This window comes from Neorhizobium vignae, assembly GCF_000732195.1.
Taxonomy (GTDB): domain Bacteria; phylum Pseudomonadota; class Alphaproteobacteria; order Rhizobiales; family Rhizobiaceae; genus Neorhizobium; species Neorhizobium vignae.
Genome location: NZ_JNNU01000007.1, coordinates 245,860 through 264,208, shown reverse-complemented (window position 1 = coordinate 264,208; position 18,349 = coordinate 245,860). Strand labels below are relative to the sequence as shown.

Genomic DNA, 18,349 nt, shown 5'->3' with positions numbered 1-18,349 from the left:
TCAGCCAAGGCGTATTGGAATGCGCGTCGATAGTGGCGATGGATGCCAGGCGCTCAACCGGCAGGCCGTGATGCGCCGCTAGCCCATAGGTGCTTCCATCTGCAGACAACTGGTAGAAAAGAAGAACCGGCAGATCGAATTCGAACTGGGCAAGCACCTCAACGATGCGCCGCAACAGGTCGTCCATGTCTTCTGCCAAAGCTACGCTGGCGTTCAAATCCCGGAGCGCCCTGGTTCGGCGTTCCGACAGCATGGTCGCCGTTGTCTCCGTCACCGGATGGAACAGGCCGCCGATCTCACCGGTCTCGTCCCGGATCGGTGAAAGCGAGAAGGTGAAGAACGTTTCCTCCCAATAACCGTTGCGGGTCAGAAACATCCGCTGGTTTTCGAGGAATGACGTATTGCCCTGACGTGCCTGACGAAATGGCTCGCCGATCGCCGGCCAGGCGCTTGCCCACGTGACGCTATAGTCCTCGCCGAGAGCCCGGGGGTGGGCGTCGCCGCACGCCGTGCGATACCCGTCGTTGTAAATCTGGGTGTTTTCGTCGCCCCAGATCACGTTGATCGGGAAATTCGAGGCGAGACAAAGGCTGACGGTCGTCCTGAGGCTTTGGGGCCATTGATCGATCGGCCCGAGCGGCGTCTTACTCCAGTCCTTCGTGCGAACAAGCTCGGCCATTTCGCCGCCGCCCGCCAGGAAATCGCCGGTGAGTGTCTGCTGTGTCGACAACCAGGTAGCCCCATTCTGGCACCGGCTTGGGAAGCTAACGCACGATACAATGAGCCCCGCAGCTCAGCCGTTGTAACATCCAACTGTATTTGTGAGGCCGCCTCGATGCCGCGGATCCGGGCACTATTCCTGACGAGAGAGGTCGCAGAACGGCCCGCACGGAGTACTCAACGAATCACTCCAATAGCCTAGCATGAACCATCAAGGGTTGAAATTGCGCTCCATGCGTATCCTCGGTACGTGCTGAAGGCTGGAATACCGCTACCGACGGTCGGCATCGGCTGCGAAGGCCCGTGGTGAAAGCGTGCAAGCCACTCTCGGGTCTTTTGTTGCGCTCTTGAAAAAGTACTAGGATTAACCCACGAATTGCGAGACAAAGGGCGCTGTCCCTATTGCCCCTTGCCCACAGTTTTCCAGGATATCTTCCATGCTTGCGACCGTGATCCCCATGCCCGAAACCGTTCTTCTGCCGGTCCAGGGAGTGGCGGAGCGCTTTCCGGTCCGCCGGGTCTATTGCGTCGGCCGCAACTATGCCGACCACGCGATCGAAATGGGCGGCGATCCGACCCGTGAGCCGCCGTTCTTTTTCCAGAAGAATGCCGACAACATCTATAACGGCGAGACCTTCCCCTACCCGCCGCTCTCCTCCAGCGTCCACCACGAAGTGGAACTGGTCATGGCGCTGTCCGGCGGCGGCGCCGATATTTCGGTCGAGGACGCCCTGTCCAAGGTCTATGGCTACGCGGTCGGCATCGACTTTACCCGCCGCGACCTGCAGGATGTCGCCAAGAAGATGAGCCGCCCTTGGGAAGCCGCCAAGGCATTCGAGAAATCGGCCCCTGTCTCCGCCCTGGTCCCGGCCGAAAAGATCGGTCATCCCTCGGCAGGCGGCGTCTGGCTCGACGTCAACGGCGCGCGAAAACAGTCCGGCGATCTCAATCAGCTGATCTGGAAACTGCCGGAGATCATCGCCGAACTGTCGAAACTGTTCGTCCTCGCCCCCGGGGACGTGATCATGACGGGCACGCCGGCCGGCGTCGGCGCTGTGGTGCGCGGCGACAAGGTCACCTGCGGCATCGACGGCGTCGGAACGCTGTCGCTGACGGTCGTCTGACGAAACCGCGACAGGGAGGAAACCATGCCGATCTATGCACTCGGAGAATTCGAACCGAAAACGCCCGGCCCCGACCGTTTCTGGCTGGCGCCGGATGCGACCATCATCGGCAAGGTCGAACTCGACGAGGATGTCGGCATCTGGTTTGGCTCGGTCCTGCGCGGCGACAACGAGCCGATCGTCGTCGGCAAGGGTTCGAACATCCAGGAAGGCGTAATGATCCACACCGATCCGCGTTATCCGGTGACGATCGGCGAAAACTGCACGATCGGCCACCATGCGATCATCCATGGCTGCTTGATCGGCGACAATTCGCTGGTCGGCATGGGTGCGACGATCCTGAACGGCGCGAAGATCGGCAAGAACTGCCTGGTCGGCGCCAATGCGCTGGTCACCGAGGGCAAGGAATTCCCCGACAATTCCCTGATCGTCGGCTCACCGGCGAAGGTGATGCGGGTGCTCGACGACGAAGCGGTCGAGAAGCTGAAACAGTCGGCGATCCGTTATGTCGCCAACTGGAAGCGCTTTGCGCGCGACCTGCGGCTTCTCTAGGCGGCGCAGGCGCCGCACAGACCACGGATTTCGATCGTCGTCTTGGCGGGCTTGAAGTTCTTGGTCTTGGCCCAGTCGCTCAGGCGGTGATCGACCTCGTGGTCGTGGAATTCCGACACATGGCCGCAACTTTCACAGATCGCAAAGGCGACCGTGCCGTGCCCGTGGCCATGTCCCTTGCCGCAGCATTCGCTTTCCGGATGGGCGCAGGCAACGAAAGCGTTGAGGCTTTCCAGCCGATGCACCATGCCGAATTCGAGGAGCTTGTCGAGCGCCCTGTAGACCTGCAGAGGCGCGCGAAAACCGTGATCCCGCAGGCGGTCGAGGATCGTATAGGCGCTCATGGGAGCATCGGACCGGTCGAGAACGTCGAAGACGAGCGACTGGTTCTTGGTCAGCGCCGGAGCGGATATCGGTGTCGAAACTGGTGCGTTCATCATCGCACTCCTTGGTTGCCGGCCTTCTCGGCCGTGTTTTTACCCGCTGCGGGAAGCAGGCTTAAAATGAAAAGTAAGAGCGCCGCGACCACAATGGAAGGGCCGGAGGGCGTGTCATAGTGCAACGAGCCGAACAGGCCGCCGATCACCGCAAGCGCGCCGATCGCCGAGGCAAGCACCGCCATCAGCTCCGGGCTTGCCGAAAACCGCCGGGCCGTCGCGGCCGGGATGATCAATAGCGCGGTGATCAGCATGATGCCGACGATCTTCATCGCGATGGCGATGACGAGCGCCATCAGAAGCATGAAGAGCAGCCGCGTCCGCGCCGGCTTCATGCCTTCGGCTTCGGCTACATCCTCGCTGACGGTGGACGCGATCAGCGGCCGCCAGAGCCAGACGAGAGCTGCGAGCACCAGCACGCCGCCGCCCCAGATCAGCGCGATGTCGGTGCGCGTTACCGCCAGGATATCGCCGAACAGGAAGGCGATGAGGTCGATCCTGACCCAGGTCATGAAGGCAACGAGCACGAGGCCGATCGCCAGTGCCGAATGGGAGAGAACGCCGAGAAGGGCATCCGCCGACAGCGACTGCCGCCGCTGAAGCGCCAGAAGCAGCAGCGACACGACGACCGCGACGCCGAAGACGGCGATCAGCAGATTGATCTGGAAGAACAGCGACAGCGCCACGCCGAGCAGCGCCGAATGCGCCATCGTGTCGCCGAAATAGGCCATCCGCCGCCAGACGACGAAACAGCCGAGCGGACCGGCCGTCAATGCGACGCCGATGCCGGCGACGAGCGCGCGGGTGAAGAAATCGTCAAGCACGGCCCTCTCCCTTCGCCTCGGCATGATCGCCGTGATGGTGGCCGCCATGATGGTCATGGTGCGAATGGTCGTGATCATGCGCATCGTGATGATGGTGCCCGTCATCGGGATGGCAGTGATCGGTGACCGAACCGTCGCCATGCATGACCCGGCCGTCCGGCAGATGGGTGTGATCGTGATGATGATTGTAGACCGCCAGCGACCGAGAATTGCCGAAGAGTTTCAGGTAATCGGCGCTCTGGCTCACCACTTCCGGCGTGCCGCGGCAGCAGACATGGCCGTTGAGGCAGATGACGGTATCGGTGCCGGCCATCACCATATGCAGGTCGTGCGAGATCATGAGGATGCCGCAGCCGGTCGTCGTGCGGATCGAGCGGATCAGGTCGTAAAGCGCACTCTCACCGGCAAAGTCGACGCCCTGCACGGGCTCGTCGAGCACCATCAGATCCGGCTTGCGGGCGATCGCCCGGGCAAGCAGTGCCCGCTGGAACTCGCCGCCCGACAGATATCGAACCTCGGCATCGATGAGATGGGAAATGCCGGTCGAGGCCAGCGCCGCCAGAAGATCGGCGTCATCAAGCGGGCCGGTCAACCGCATCAGCCGGCGCACGGAAAGGGGCATGGTCCAGTCGATCGACAGTTTCTGCGGGACATAGCCCACGCGCAAGCCGGACAATCTTGCGACGGATCCCTCGTCCGGGCGCAGCACACCGATGGCAAGCTTTGCGGTCGTCGACTTGCCTGCGCCGTTCGGGCCTATCAGCGTCACGACCTCGCCGCGGCGGATCGAGAAATCGACGCCCCGCACCAGCCACCGGCCATCCCGGCGAATGCCCGCATTGGCAAGCGATACCAATTGGCTTTCGGTTTTGGGGGCACGCGCCCGATTGGACATCAGCATGTTTTTCCGGATTCCCTGTTGTCAGTGGCTATGACACACGTTATAGCATAACGCAATTGATGTAATAACATTACGATACAATGCAAGGACACAGCATGAAGCCGGCTTCCATCTCCCTCCTCTCCGCCGCGGTGTTCTCCATCGGCGCCGGCCCCGGCGTTGCGGCACCGGACGTGGTGGTTTCAATCAAGCCGATCCATTCGCTCGTCGCCTCGATCATGAAGGGCGTCGGCGAGCCGAAACTGATCGTCGATGGCGCCGCCTCGCCGCACACGTTCTCGCTGAAGCCCTCCAATGCAGCCGCCATCGAGGGCGCCGACGTGATCTTCTGGATCGGCCCCGGCATCGAAGCCTTCCTCGAAAAGCCGCTGGATGCGCTTGCCGCCTCGGCAACGGTGATCGAGCTGGAGGATGCACCTGGACTGCAAAAACTCCCCTTCCGCGAAAGCGGCGCCTTCGAGGCCCATGACGACGGGCATGAAGCGGGAGAAGCACCGGAGCATGACGACCATCACCATGGCGATCATGCAAAGGCCGGCGACGACCATGCCGACCACGACGACGACCATCACGACCATGGCGGCTTCGACACGCATCTCTGGCTCGATGCGATGAATGCCAAGGCGATGGCGGCTGAAATCGAAAAGACGCTGGTCAGTGCCGACCCGGCGAACGCCGCCGCCTATCAGGCAAACGGCGCCACGCTGATGAAGGATATCGACGCGCTCGATGCCGAGATCAAGGCGACGGTCGCGCCGGTCAAGAGCAAGCCTTTCATCGTGTTTCACGACGCATATCAATATTTCGAGCATCGTTACGGGGTGAGCGTCGCAGGTTCGATCACCGTCAGCCCGGAGACCATGCCCGGCGCCGAACGCGTGGACCAGATCCAGAAGAAGGTGAAGGAACTCGGCGCCACCTGCGTCTTCGCCGAACCGCAGTTCGAGCCGAAGCTGGTGGCGGTGGTGACCGAAGGCACGCCTGCACGCTCAGGCACGCTCGATCCGGAAGCAGCGACGCTGAAGTCGGGTTCCGGCCTTTATTTCGAGCTGATGCGCGGACTTGCCCGCTCCATGAAGAATTGCCTGTCGCAGGGGACGTAAGGTCGGGCGCCGAAAAGTGCGACCGCCGACACGCATAGCGGCGAACGCGCGAGGCCTGCGGGAGGGAAGGCAAATACCCCCCGCAGGCCGAACTTCTCAGCGAGCCACGATGAAACTCGAGATCACGCCGCTCGCGATGCCGACCAGCAGGAAGTCGTTGTCGACCTTGACCCAGCGATAGCCGCGCGGCGGAGCCGACAGGCGGTAGCGGCGGTAATCGCGGATTTCGGCCATGCGGCGGCGTTCGGCGGCCGTCATGCGATGCCCCTTCGACCAGCGCGGCTTCACGACCACGACCTTCTTCTGAACCGTTACCGTGCGGGTTACCGTCCTAGTCCGATCGGGACCGGAATGACGATCCTGCGCCTGGGCGGCAAGCGGAGCGGCAAGCACTGTTGCGGAAAGAAGGATTGCAAAGAACTTTTTCATCGGGTGTCTCCTCGTGTTGGGCACGCTCGGAAACTAGGCCCTGAATGATGAACCGCATCTGAATCGACAGATTACATTTTCGTAATGAAATTAATGCCTTCCGCTGGTTTTCTGGTGTTGTAATTTACTGCATTAGCGCTTCATAAAAGAAATGGTCGAAATCCGCAGTCTTCGCGCTGCCCGACGTATCGAAGGCGAAGAGGCCAACAAATGCGCCGGTGAAAGAGCCGTGTTCGCCGCGGCCTCCCTCGTCCGAGATGACGCCGGCATCGAGCACCGGGCCCAGTTCCCGCCACGCGTTGGAACCGCCGGCGCGCCAGAAGAATCGCAGGTCGTTGTCGCGGATTTCCATGGCGAGATGCACCGGCCCGTCGGGCACGGAAACGCCGCTCCCTGCCGGAAAGCTCATGCGCCCATGCGGGAAATCACCCGGGCAGGAGAAGATCGTCACCACGCGGCCGAGTTTTTCGTGCAGGGTCACCACGAGCGCGTGGAACTTGTGGCGGTTGTAATAATGGGTCAGGCCGGCGACCTGCTGGTAGGTCTCTGGCGAGAAATCGACCACGGTCTCGGCGCGGAAGGAATGATGTTCCTGGCGGCGGGCGAAGAGCGATTGTTCGAACCAGGATCCGATGCTTTCGCGGCCGAAGAGGCGCAGGTGACCGGGACGCTCGTTCAGGGTGAACAGCCGTTCCGGATGAGGCGTGCGCAGCCACTGGAATTCCGGTGGCAGGACCTTTTCGTCGAATGAGCGCGCGATGCGGGAGGGCTGTTCGATGCGCCTGACATCGCCCGGGGCCGGCACGTCGACATCCGGCACGACGCCGCCCTGGGCGAGATAGAGCCAGTCGTCTTCCCATATGCAGCGCTGCAGCGCCGTTTCGCGACCAAGCGTGCAGCGTCGTTGCGGGGCGAGCGGCCGGCCGCAGAGATGGGTGTGGTACGCTTCGCCTTCAGGCGTTTCGACGTACTGGCCATGGCCGGCGCGCTGTAGCACCGCGTTCGGATGGTCCTTGGAAGTGATGAGATGCGTCTGCGGGTGCATCTCATACGGCCCGTCGATCGATCGGGAGCGGGCCATGGTGACGGCATGGTCGTACCCTGTGCCGCCCTCGGCCGTGGTCAGGTAATACCAGCCGTTGCGCTTGAACACATGCGGGCCTTCGACCAAGCCGAGGGCGCTTCCGGCGAATATGTTTTTGATCGGGCCCTTGAGCGTCCTCGCCTTAAAATCCCATTCCTGCAGCAGGATGCCGTCGAAGGCCGGATGTTTCGGCGCGCCGCCGTAACTCTCGGTGCGGTGGTTCCATTGCATGTTGAGAAACCACTTTCGGCCGTCGTCGTCATGGAAGAGCGAGGGATCGAACCCGGAGGAATTCACATAGATCGGATCGGACCATTCGCCTTCGATGGTAGGCGACGTCACGATGTAGTTATGCGCATCCTTGAAGTTGCCGTCGAAGCGCTTGACGTCCGTATAGACCAGGAAAAACAGCCCGTCGGAATAGGAGAGGCACGGCGCCCAGATGCCGCAGCTGTCAGGATTGCCACGCATGTCGAGCTGGCTCGCGCGCTCCAGCGGCCGGCGTACCAAGGTCCAGTTCACCAGGTCGCGGGAATGATGGATCTGCACACCCGGGTACCATTCAAAGGTCGAGGTGGCGATATAATAGTCCTCGCCGACGCGGCAGATGGACGGATCGGGATTGAAGCCCGGCAGGATGGGGTTGTGGATCATGTTTTCCTCCCAAAATAGAAACTGAGCCCTTGCCCCTCATCCGGCTACCGCCACCTTCCCCCCGCAGAAACAGGGAGAAGGGAATTGTTGTCACCGCCGGCGCTCCAGCATCCTTCTCCCGCCTGCGGGGGAGAAGGTCCCGGCAGGGGGATGAGGGGCCTCCTCTAAGTTCCGTCCCCCCCGACTTCCTTACTAGCGCACTACCGCGATGGAACTGCCCGCTCGGCCGACTTGGCCCAGAGGTTGATGTCGGCATCCTTGGCGTAGGTGTCGATCTCGGCGAGTTCGGCTGCTGTGAACTCGAGATTGTCGAGCGACCTGACGCAGTCCTCCACCTGTTCCGGGCGGCTGGCGCCGATCAAAGCTGTGGTCACGCGGCCGCCGCGCAGGACCCAGGCGAGCGCCATCTGCGCCAGCGTCTGGCCGCGTTTTTCGGCGATTGCGTTGAGCGCCTTGAGGTTGGCGATGTTCCGGTCGTTGAGGAAGGCCGGGCGCAGCGACTTGCCCTGCGCGGCGCGGCTGCCTTCCGGAATGCCGCCGAGATATTTCGAGGTCAGCATGCCTTGCGCCAGCGGCGAGAAGACGATCGAACCGATGCCGAGGTTTTCGAGCGTGTCGAGCAGGCCATCTTCCTCGACCCAGCGGTTGATCATCGAATAGCTCGGCTGGTGGATGAGGACCGGCGTACCGAGTTCCTTCAGGATCGCCGTCGCTTCCTGGGTGCGCTTCGAATTGTAGGACGAGATGCCGACGTAAAGCGCCCTGCCTGAACGGACGATATGGTCGAGCGCGCCGCAGGTCTCCTCGAGCGGCGTGTCCGGGTCGAAGCGGTGCGAATAGAAGATGTCGACATAGTCGAGACCCATGCGCTTCAGGCTCTGGTCGCAGGAGGAGATCAGGTATTTGCGGCTGCCCCATTCGCCATAGGGGCCCGGCCACATGTTGTAGCCGGCCTTCGACGAGACGATGAGTTCGTCGCGATATCCCTTGAAATCCTCGCGGAGAATCTGGCCGAAAGCCGTCTCGGCGCTGCCGGGCAGCGGGCCATAGTTGTTGGCGAGATCGAAATGGGTGATGCCGAGGTCGAAGGCCTTGCGGGCGATCGCCACCTTGCGGTCATGCGGCGTGTCGTCGCCGAAATTGTGCCAGAGGCCGAGCGAGATCGCCGGGAGTTTCAGCCCTGAACGGCCGCAGCGGTTGTACTTCATGGTTTCGTAGCGGTTGGACGCTGGTTGCCAGGTCATGTCGTTTCCTCCGAATGAATGCGGCGCGCCGGTGTCTCAGGCGGTGCGCGCCGCATTCATAGCCGATCAGCGCAGAAGCGCCAGCGCCTCGTCGATGCCGAGCGCCGCCGGCTGGGTGCAGGTGGTCGAAAGCTCGATGAACCGCCCTTCCTCGCCGGATTTCAGGATCGAGGTCATCACGTCGATGCCGTGCAGCGCGCGCTCCAGCGAGCAGCGGGCATCGCGGCCCTCGATCAGCGCCGTCGCCATGTCGGCGAGACCGGCGGTGCGGTAGTTGGCCCGCGGCCCCTGCGGATGTTCCTGGTTGTTGATGCTGAACGGATGATCCCAGGGCTCCAGCGGCTGGATGTCCTTGTTGCGGCCGCTTGCCTCGACCGTGCCGCCGAAGAAGTTCGGATCGGGCACGAAGATCGAGCCCTCGGTTCCGTAGAGTTCCATGTTGGCGTGGCGATGCGACCAGACATCCCAGCTGGCCGACAGCGTGATCGTCGCGCCGCTGACGAATTCGAGCAGCGCATGGATGTTGGTCGGCGTTTCGACCGGGATGATCTGGCCGTTCAGCGGCTCGCTGGTGACGGTGCGGGTGGGGTTCGCCATGGAGGTGAGCGCGCCGACACGCTTTACCGGCCCGATCAGGTTGATCAGGTTGGCAATGTAATAGGGCCCCAGATCGAGGATCGGCCCGCCGCCTTCCAGGAAGAAGAAGCCGGGATTGGGATGCCACATTTCCATGCCAGGGCTCATCACATGGCAGGTGCCTGACGTGATGCGCCCGACCCCGCCCTCGTCGATATATTTGCGGGCGAGCTGGTGCGCGCCGCCGAGGAAGGTGTCCGGCGCGCAACCGACCGACAGGCCCTTCTCCCGGGCGAGCGCCTGCAGCGCCTTGCCTTCCTCCAGCGTGATCACGAGCGGCTTTTCCGAGTAGACGTGCTTGCCGGCTTCGAGAATTGCTTTCGAGACCGCGAAATGCGCCGCCGGGATGGTCAGGTTGACGATCACGTCGAGCTCGTCATTGGCGAGCAGCTGCTCGATCGACTGGGCCTTGACGCCGTATTCCTCGGCGCGCATTTCGGCTGCCTGCTCGTTGAGATCCGCGCAGGCGAGAACCTTCAGGCCTTTGAAGAGCGGCGACAGCTTGAAGTAGGTGGTGGAAATATTGCCGCATCCCATGATGCCGACGCCAAGTTCCTTGGGCATGGAAAACTCCGAAAATTCTGTGATCAATAGGTCTTGAAGGAGGCGATCGAGCGCGTCAGCAGCCGGTCGAGATCCTTCGGGTTGTCGTGTTCGAGGACGTAATGTTTTGCGGATGTTTTCTTCAGCGCCGCCATCAGGTCCTTCCACGGAACGGTGCCGTGGCCGACATCGGCCCAGCCGTCCTCGTCCGCGTTTTCGCCGGCCGGTGCGATGTCCTTGACGTGAACGGCGGTGATCCGCTTGGCATAGCTCTCGATCCAGGCGAACGGATCGGCGCCGCCGCGGATGACCCAGGCGATATCCGCTTCCCAGGCGAGATCGGGGCCGCCTGCGAGGATCTGTTCCTGAGGCGTCGAGCCGTCCGGCAGCGTCTTGAACTCGAAGTCGTGGTTGTGCCAGCCGAACGTGTAGCCGGCATCCCAATAACGTTTGCCGACGTCCTGCAGCCGCTGGCCGAAGGCGAACCAGCCGGCGGCATCGGTCGGGCGCTGGTCGGCAACCAGATGCGGGCAGTAGATCGCCTGGACACCGAGCGTTTTTGCAATCAGCAGCGCCTGTTCGGGCTCCTTTTCAAGAAGGTCGATGCCGAAATGGCCCGTCGGCATGGTCAGCCCGTTGGCGTCGAGATCACCTTTGAGCGTCTTCAGGCCCGCGTCGTCGAGCGTCGCATAGATGCCGCCATAACCTTCGACCTCGGTATAACCCGCCTGGGCAACCTTTTTCAGGACATCGGAAAGCGGCGGAAAGTTGCGTGCGCAATAAAGCTGAAAACCGAGTTTCGTCATGGTGTTCCTCCTTGATAAAGGACCTCAGCCTGCTGCCTGGCAGGAATAGAGGTCGTAGATGCGGAATTGCGGGATCGCGTCCGTCGGCGCGGCGGGCGTAAAGCGGATGCTGCGGCTTTCGCCGGTGGCGAGGTCGAAGGCGTTGTCGGAATAACGGCCGGGGGTGCCGCTTTCGATCAGCACGAAAAGGGCGAGGCCCCGGGCGGTGACTTTGAGGTCGAAGGCGCCATCACCGGATGGAGACACGGAAAGCTCCAGCCCTGCCGGTTCGAGCTCCAGCGCCTTGTAACTGCCCGGCACATGATGCCCCTCGCCGGCCATGCCGTTCGACGCGGTAAAGCTCCAGGCAAGGATCGACCCGTCGGGAATATCCGCGCTCGGCAGGATAAGCACGGTGATGGCTGCATCGGGTGTGCAGACGGCATCGATGCTCCGAAGCGAGCTGCGCTCGCCCTGGAGTGTCACGAGCCACAGATTGAGGGTCGCCGTCACGTCCTCCGCCGTATCGTTGACGAGCGAGAAGCGGATTTCCCGGGCGTCATCGGACGGGATCGCCGCAACCGTAACCGGCTGGAAGAAGCGCTTCGCCATGTAATGCAGCACCTTCCAGCTGCCGCCATAATCGAGGCTCGACCAGGAGGCGACTGGCCACGTGTCGTTGAGCTGCCAGTAGAGCGCACCCATCGTATGCGGCTTCAGCGATCGCCAGAAATCCACGGCTGTCTTGATCGCCAGTCCCTGCTGTACCTGGCTCAGATAGACAAAATTGGCGAAATCGGTCGGAAAGCGGAAGTTGCGGAACATCGTGCCAGCAATGCGCTCGTTGCCGCCGGCATTCTTCTGGTGATGCTCCATCACCGGCGAGGCGATGTTCATGTCCTTTAGTGCGGCATAGGTCTCGATGACCGGCAGCGACGTATAGGACTGGAAGCCGAATTCCGAGCAGAAGCGCGGGCGGACAGTGCGGTAGTCGGCGAACGGTTTGTTCTCGTGCCAGACGGACCAGTAATGCATGTCGCCCGAACCGTCCGCATGCCAGGCGTCGCCGTAGTCGAGATAGCCGGATGCGGGGCTGGACGGCCACCAGATGGCGTCGGGCGCGGCCTTTTCGAGCGACTGTTCGATGACGCGGTTCAACCGGTCGTAGGAGACCAGGTAACGGTCGCGGTTCTCACGGGATTCCGGAAACCATGTCAGCGCGCCGACCAGCTCGTTATCGCCGCACCAGAGCACGATGGAGGGATGCGAGATCAGCCTGCGGGCCTGGTACTCGACTTCCGCCGCAACGTTCTCGAGGAAATCGGTCGTCGAGGGATAGAGATTGCAGGCGAACTGAAAGTCCTGCCAGACCATCAGGCCGAGTTGGTCGCAGAGATCGTAGAACCAGTCCGGCTCATAAAAACCGCCGCCCCAGACCCGGATCATGTTCATGTTGGCATCGACGGCCGAGCGCAGCAGGTCCTCGGTTTTCTCCCGGCTCGAGAGAGAAAACAGCGCGTCGGCGGGAATCCAGTTGGCGCCGCGGCAAAAGATTTCGCGGCCGTTGATGCGGAAGGCGAAACGGCTGCCGGCTTCGTCCGGATCAGTCAGCAGTTCGACCGTCCTGATACCGATCTTGCGAGTAATGGTCTCGGCCGGATGTTCCACTGTCAGCTGGTAAAGAGCCTGTTTGCCGCTGCCGGAGGGCCACCAGAATTCCGGCTTTTCGATATGAAAAACGTGCGTCACCGTGATTTCGCCGGCGCGCACGCCGCAATCGAGCCGGACCCGTTCACCGCCGAACGAAAAGAAGACCGGCAGGACACCCGGTCCTTCAGCGTAAAGCGTCACCGTTACAATGAGATCGACCGCGCCGGCCTCATGTCTCTGGCTGGTGACGATGTGTTCGACGCGGGCAGTTTCGAGCCTCTTCAGCGCGATTTCGCCGTAAAGGCCAAGCGGCGCGAGTGCGATATTCCAGTCCCAGCCGAAATGGCATTGCGGCTTGCGCAGCATGTTGCCGTTCGGGATGGGCGAATTGTTCGTGGAATAGGGAATGTAGAACGGCTGCCGTGCCTGCCGCTCCGCTCCTTCAGCGATGCTGGAATGGAAAAGGATGCGGATCGTATTCTCGCCGGCCTTCAGCGCCTTCGATACGTCCGGGCGGTAGCGGCGGAAGCAGTTGTCCGCCTGCAGCACCGGGACATCGTTGACGAAGACGGTCGCGACCGTGTCGAGATAGGTAATGTCGAGATACCACGAGCCTGCGAGATCATCGAGCGTAAAACGCCGCTCGATCGTCCAGTCTGCATTTGCGACCCATTGCACGTCGTTCTCGTTGCGGCCGAAATACGGGTCGGGGATGATGCCCGCCGTTTTCAGTGCGGTGTGCACATCGCCGGGGATCGGCATCTCGGTGCGATGCGTTCCGTCGGCAGAGGCGAGCCGCCAGGGGCCGGACAGGTCGATGGAAGTCATTGCACTGATCCTGAAATTCTATGCTGTGCCAGACCCGACCCCCTCTGTCCTGCCGGACATCTCCCCCCCAAGGGGGGAGATTGGCTGGGCGCACGCGCACCTTTTTTCATCGAATGCCCAGAAAGCAGTGTGGGTGGCTGTAGGGCGATGGTCAGGCCACTTGTGATCTCCCCCCTTGAGGGGGAGATGTCCGGCAGGACAGAGGGGGGTACTGTCTGCCACGACGACAATTGCCCTAAAGGCGATCGGTCCACCTGCAAGTGGCTCGGCGAAAACATCAGATCCGCTCTTCCGTCTCGGCGTCGAACAGCGAGGCCATGGTCATGTCGAAGGCGAGGCGCACCTTGGCGCCGACGGCATAACGCCGTGCGCCGCCGATGCGAACCGACATCACGTGGCCCGCATGTTTCAGCCAGAGCAGGTTGTCGGCGCCCATGGGCTCCTCGATATCGACCACCGCCTCGTGCACTTCGCCGCCGGCGATATCGCCGTCCACCTTGATATGCTCCGGACGGACGCCGAGGGTCACCTTGCGTCCAGCCTTCAGCGGCTCGGAAGCATCATAACCGGCGAGAGAGAAGCTGACCCCATTGGTCCTGAAGACGGCGCGACCGCCCTCCTCCGCCAGCTCTCCGGTGAGAAAATTCATCGCCGGCGAACCAATGAAGGCCGCCACGAAACGGTTCTTCGGCTTGTTGTAGATCGTCACCGGGTCGTCGAGCTGCTGGATGACGCCGCTCTTCATGATGGCGATGCGGTCGGCCAGCGTCAGCGCTTCGATCTGGTCGTGGGTGACGTAGATCATCGTGTTCTTGAGCGCCTGATGCAGCCGCTTGATCTCGACGCGCAGTTCGGAGCGCAGTTTTGCGTCGAGGTTCGACAACGGCTCGTCGAACAGGAAGACGTCGACATCACGCACCAGCGCTCGGCCGATCGCAACGCGCTGGCGCTGGCCGCCGGAGAGTTCCGAGGGTTTGCGCTTGAGAAGCGGTTCGATCTGCAGGATGCCGGAGGCGCGCGCCACGCGGCGATCGATCTCGGCCTTCGGGATTTTGGCGACGCGCAGGCCGAAGGACAGGTTTTTTTCCACCGTCATCTGCGGATAGAGCGCGTAGGACTGGAACACCATGCCGATACCGCGGTCCTTCGGCTCTTCCCAGGTGACGTTCTTGTCCTTGATGAAGATCTGGCCTTCGGTCGGCTCGAGAAGCCCGGCAATGCAGTTCAAGAGCGTAGACTTGCCGCAGCCGGACGAGCCGAGCAGGACCAGGAACTCGCCATCATGGATGTCGAGGTTGAGGTTTTCGAGCACCTTCACGGAGCCGAAGGACAACGACAGGTCGCGGATGGAAACGCTGCTCTGAGTGCGCGCGGAAACATTGTTGAGCATCAGGCTTACCCTTTGACTGCGCCGGCCGCGATACCGCGGACGAAAAGCCGGCCGGAAACGAAATAGACGATCAGCGGAACCGCACCCGTCAACAGCGTCGCCGCCATGTTGACGTTGTATTCCTTCACGCCCTGGACGGAATTGACGATGTTGTTGAGCTGAACGGTCATCGGATAGGTATCCGGTCGGGTGAACACCACGCCGAACAGGAAGTCGTTCCAGATGCCGGTGGTCTGCAGGATCATCGAGACGACGAAAATCGGCAGCGACATGGGCAGCATGATCCGGAAATAGATCTGCCAGAACCCTGCCCCGTCGATGCGGGCAGCCTTGAACAGCTCTTCCGGCAGCGAGACGAAATAGTTGCGGAACAGCAGCGTCTGGATCGGCATGCCGAAAATCGAATGCACCAGGATGAGGCCGTAGAGCGAGCCGTAGAGGCCCATTTCGCGCAGCACGATGACGATCGGATAGATCATCACCTGATAGGGGATGAAGGCGCCGACGATCAGGATCGTGAAGAAGATCTCCGAGCCTTTGAACCGCCAGTTGGCGAGCGCATAACCGTTCACCGAGGCAATCGCGATAGACACGATCACCGATGGCACCGTGATGCGAACCGAATTCCAGAAGCCGCGCGAAAGACCATCGCAGTTCAAGCCCGTGCAGGCCTGCGCCCAAGCCTTCACCCAGGGTTCGAAGGTGATCTCCATCGGCGGCGAAAAGATGTTGCCGAGGCGGATTTCCGGCATGCCCTTCAGCGACGTGACGACCATCACATAGAGAGGAATAAGGTAATAAATTGCCGCAAGGCCGAGCGCACCGTAGACGATGATATTGCGCGGCGAGAGCACCTTGCGGGGCCGTTTTCCCTGCGGACCGGCTTGCAGCCGGGAACCGTTGGAGCCGGAGATGGCAGGCCCAGAGATGGGCATCGTGAGCGATTTATCCACGCTTGCGTCCTCCGAATTCGAGATAGGCCCAGGGAACGATGATGATGGCGACGGCGAGAAGCATCATGGTGGATGCCGCAAAGCCCTGGCCGAGGTTCTGGGCGAAGAACATGTAGTCGTAGACGTATTTGGCAGGCACGTCGGAGGCGATGCCGGGGCCGCCGCTCGTCTGCGCCACGACGAGGTCGTAGATCCTGACGATGCCGCTGGCGATGATGACCAGCGTGGTGACGAAGACCGGCCGCATCATCGGGATGATGATGAAGAGATAGGTCTTCCACATCGGGATGCCGTCGACCCGCGCCGCCTTCCAGATGTCCTCATCGATGCCGCGAAGCCCGGCGAGCATCAGGCACATGACGAGGCCCGTCCCCTGCCAGAGCGCGGCAATCAGGATGCCGTAGATGACGATATCGGAATTGTAGAGCGGATCGAAGGTGAAGGTCGTCCAACCGAGCGAACGGACGACGGACTGCACGCCGAATTCGGGGTTCAGGATCCATTGCCAGACAAGGCCGGTGACGATGAAGGACAGCGCGAACGGATAGAGGAAGATGGTCCGGAACGTGTTTTCGAAACGGATCTTCTGGTCCATCAGCGCAGCCAGCAGGAAACCGATCGTCAGGCTGAAGATCAGCGACAGGCATCCGTAGGTTGCCAGGTTCTGGATCGAGACGATCCAGCGCGGCGTATCCCAGAGCCGCTCATACTGTTCCAGGCCGACGAAGGACAGACGCGGCAGGAGCTTGGAATTGGTGAAGGAATAAACGACGGTCCAGATCGTGCCGCCGAGGAAGATCACCACGGCCGTCAGCATCATCGGGATCGAGGCAATCTTCGAATTGAGATTGCGGAATAACTGGTTGGGTCGGCCGGGCTGAGTGTGCGCCGCCATGGTCAACTCCTCTGGATGGCAAAGGCTGCTGGAAGCAAGCCACCTCCGGCCCCGCCCCTCTCGGATGCGGAGCCGGCTGTTGGATCGCTGTCTGTCGGATCAACCGGCCTTGGAGAAAATAGCGACGAAGCGCTTCTGCGCTTCCTCGGCCGTGATCGACGTATTGGCGAAGAACTGCGACATCAGGTCTTCGAGCTGCTTCTGCGTATCCTGCGTGATGAGCTGGTCGGTGCTGGTGACGACATTGCCCTTGGCGAGGATCTCGAGACCCTTCTTCATGCAGTCGTTGGCGGCCGCAAGATCGACGTCGCCGCGCACCGGCAGCGAGCCCTTCTTGAGGTTGAAGGCAACCTGCGTCTTGGCGTCGAGAAGCGACGAGGCGAGCGCTTCCTGTGCCTTCGTCTTCGCCGCGTCCTTGAGGACCGGGAAGTAGAAGGCGTCGCCGGCCGTCGAGATCACCTCGTTCACGCCGAGGCCCGGCAGGCAGGTATAGTCGACACCGGCCTTCTTGCCGGCCAGCTGGAATTCGCCCTGCGCCCAGTCACCCATGATCTGGCCGCCGGCTTTGCCGGTGATCACCATGTTGGTGGCTTGGTTCCAATCCTGGACGTTGGTGCCCTTGGCCATCTTGCGGGCATCGTCGGCTGCCTTGAAGACCTTGGCCATTTCAGGACCGGCCGCGACCTTTGCGTCCTTGTCGCCATAGACCTTCTGGTAGATGTCCTTGCCACCGATCGCGACCGTCAGCACGGCGAACAAGCCGGTCGACTGCCAGGCCTGGCCGCCGACTGCGAGCGGCACGATGCCGGCCTTTTCAAGCGCCGGAGCGGCTGCGACATACTCGTCCCAGTTCTTCGGAACTGCGACGCCCGCCTTCTTGAAGGCGTCGTTCGAAAGCCACAGCCATTGCCAGGAATGGATGTTGAGCGGCACGCAGTAGATCTTGCCCTCGAAAGTGCAGGATTTCAGCAGGCCCGCGGGGCGGACGATCTTGTCCCAGCCCTCCTTCTTGGCGAGATCGGTGAAATCGCGCATCAGGCCTGCCTGGACCAGTTCCTCGGCCTGGCGGCCATGATTGAACTGGGTGGCCGCCATCGGATCGCCGCCGGTGATACGGCTGATCATGATCGGACGGGCGGTGCCGCCGGAACCTGCAATCGCGCCGTCAACCCACTTGTTGCCGGTTGCGTTGAAAGCCTTGGCGAGTTCCGCGACTGCGGCAGCCTCGCCTCCGGATGTCCACCAATGGGTGACTTCGAGATCTGTGGCATGAGCCGCACCTAACGGCAGCATCACGGTTGCGGCAAGTACAGCCGCCATAGAACGAATATTCATGAGTCTCCTCCCTCACTGAAACGTTGCCGTAAAAACGTAGGGCAATCGCTGATATGACGCAACCGGTTTTGTCCGAAAAATTTCGCCAACAGAGAAAATGCAATCAGGAGAGGAGTTTCGGAGAATTTTCCGGTGCGTTCATTTGCCCGAAACAAAGTCCGTAGGCCAATATTTGAGCCATTTTTGGTCAATATCAGGAAGTCTGATTTTCGCATTCGCAAAACTTCATTTCGCATCTGCGTTGTACAACTCAGAGGAATGG

The 18,349-nt window shown here is 61.6% G+C and carries 16 protein-coding genes; 3 read left to right on the top strand and 13 right to left on the bottom strand.

Translation table 11 applies throughout. The annotated features are described in order from the left end of the window. Positions 1 to 1,157: 1,157 nt before the first annotated feature. Entirely contained in the window at positions 1,158 to 1,844 is a 687-nt protein-coding gene (locus tag GQ59_RS14315) for a fumarylacetoacetate hydrolase family protein (RefSeq protein ID WP_037082241.1), read from the top strand. A 24-nt stretch (positions 1,845 to 1,868) separates the two neighbouring features. Continuing rightward, a complete protein-coding gene (locus GQ59_RS14310; protein ID WP_037082240.1) occupies positions 1,869 to 2,396 on the top strand; it encodes a gamma carbonic anhydrase family protein in 528 nt (175 codons plus the stop codon). Here GQ59_RS14310 and GQ59_RS14305 read toward each other — a convergent pair. From GQ59_RS14305 to GQ59_RS14295, 3 genes are read right to left on the bottom strand one after another with little or no spacing between them, the layout of a single operon-like run. Further along, on the bottom strand, positions 2,393 to 2,833 hold the full coding sequence (locus GQ59_RS14305; RefSeq protein WP_201772424.1) for a Fur family transcriptional regulator: 441 nt from the start codon (positions 2,831 to 2,833) through the stop codon (positions 2,393 to 2,395). The two genes, GQ59_RS14310 and GQ59_RS14305, sit on opposite strands and share 4 nt — an antisense overlap. After that, a complete protein-coding gene (znuB, locus tag GQ59_RS14300; RefSeq protein WP_037082238.1) occupies positions 2,833 to 3,657 on the bottom strand; it encodes a zinc ABC transporter permease subunit ZnuB in 825 nt (274 codons plus the stop codon). Before znuB ends, GQ59_RS14305 begins: the two co-directional genes overlap by 1 nt. Beyond that, complete coding sequence (locus GQ59_RS14295; RefSeq protein ID WP_084683150.1) at positions 3,650 to 4,558, bottom strand: ATP-binding cassette domain-containing protein; 909 nt, start codon at positions 4,556 to 4,558, stop codon at positions 3,650 to 3,652. Before GQ59_RS14295 ends, znuB begins: the two co-directional genes overlap by 8 nt. Before the next feature lie 95 nt (positions 4,559 to 4,653). On the opposite strand from GQ59_RS14295, the gene GQ59_RS14290 reads away from it, so the two are divergent. Continuing rightward, complete coding sequence (locus tag GQ59_RS14290) at positions 4,654 to 5,661, top strand: zinc ABC transporter substrate-binding protein (RefSeq protein WP_037082236.1); 1,008 nt, start codon at positions 4,654 to 4,656, stop codon at positions 5,659 to 5,661. A 96-nt stretch (positions 5,662 to 5,757) separates the two neighbouring features. Here the strand turns inward: GQ59_RS14290 and GQ59_RS14285 are convergent, their stop codons facing one another. The 10 genes from GQ59_RS14285 to GQ59_RS14240 form a co-directional block, all read right to left on the bottom strand. Then, the gene (locus GQ59_RS14285; RefSeq protein WP_037082235.1) at positions 5,758 to 6,090 is read right to left on the bottom strand and encodes an RcnB family protein; all 333 of its coding nucleotides are present in this window, start codon (positions 6,088 to 6,090) and stop codon (positions 5,758 to 5,760) included. A 124-nt stretch (positions 6,091 to 6,214) separates the two neighbouring features. Then, complete coding sequence (locus GQ59_RS14280) at positions 6,215 to 7,828, bottom strand: glycoside hydrolase family 43 protein (RefSeq protein WP_037082233.1); 1,614 nt, start codon at positions 7,826 to 7,828, stop codon at positions 6,215 to 6,217. Positions 7,829 to 8,028: 200 nt separating this feature from the next. Continuing rightward, a complete protein-coding gene (mgrA, locus tag GQ59_RS14275) occupies positions 8,029 to 9,072 on the bottom strand; it encodes an L-glyceraldehyde 3-phosphate reductase (RefSeq protein ID WP_037082231.1) in 1,044 nt (347 codons plus the stop codon). Positions 9,073 to 9,138: 66 nt separating this feature from the next. After that, on the bottom strand, positions 9,139 to 10,272 hold the full coding sequence (locus tag GQ59_RS14270) for a Gfo/Idh/MocA family protein (protein WP_037082230.1): 1,134 nt from the start codon (positions 10,270 to 10,272) through the stop codon (positions 9,139 to 9,141). 23 nt (positions 10,273 to 10,295) lie between these two features. Continuing rightward, positions 10,296 to 11,057: a sugar phosphate isomerase/epimerase family protein gene (locus GQ59_RS14265; protein ID WP_037082228.1), complete on the bottom strand. Its 762-nt coding sequence runs from the start codon at positions 11,055 to 11,057 to the stop codon at positions 10,296 to 10,298. Positions 11,058 to 11,081: 24 nt separating this feature from the next. Further along, entirely contained in the window at positions 11,082 to 13,514 is a 2,433-nt protein-coding gene (locus GQ59_RS14260) for a beta-mannosidase (protein WP_051903950.1), read from the bottom strand. A 277-nt stretch (positions 13,515 to 13,791) separates the two neighbouring features. Beyond that, positions 13,792 to 14,904 carry an ABC transporter ATP-binding protein gene (locus GQ59_RS14255; RefSeq protein WP_037082224.1) on the bottom strand — a complete coding sequence of 371 codons (1,113 nt, stop codon included), beginning with the start codon at positions 14,902 to 14,904 and terminating at the stop codon, positions 13,792 to 13,794. 5 nt (positions 14,905 to 14,909) lie between these two features. After that, positions 14,910 to 15,839, bottom strand: a complete 930-nt coding sequence (locus GQ59_RS14250; protein WP_037082469.1) for a carbohydrate ABC transporter permease — start codon at positions 15,837 to 15,839, stop codon at positions 14,910 to 14,912. A gap of 10 nt (positions 15,840 to 15,849) precedes the next feature. Then, entirely contained in the window at positions 15,850 to 16,752 is a 903-nt protein-coding gene (locus GQ59_RS14245) for a carbohydrate ABC transporter permease (protein ID WP_037082222.1), read from the bottom strand. A gap of 99 nt (positions 16,753 to 16,851) precedes the next feature. Next, on the bottom strand, positions 16,852 to 18,087 hold the full coding sequence (locus GQ59_RS14240; protein WP_037082220.1) for an ABC transporter substrate-binding protein: 1,236 nt from the start codon (positions 18,085 to 18,087) through the stop codon (positions 16,852 to 16,854). Between the last annotated feature and the right edge of the window lie 262 nt (positions 18,088 to 18,349).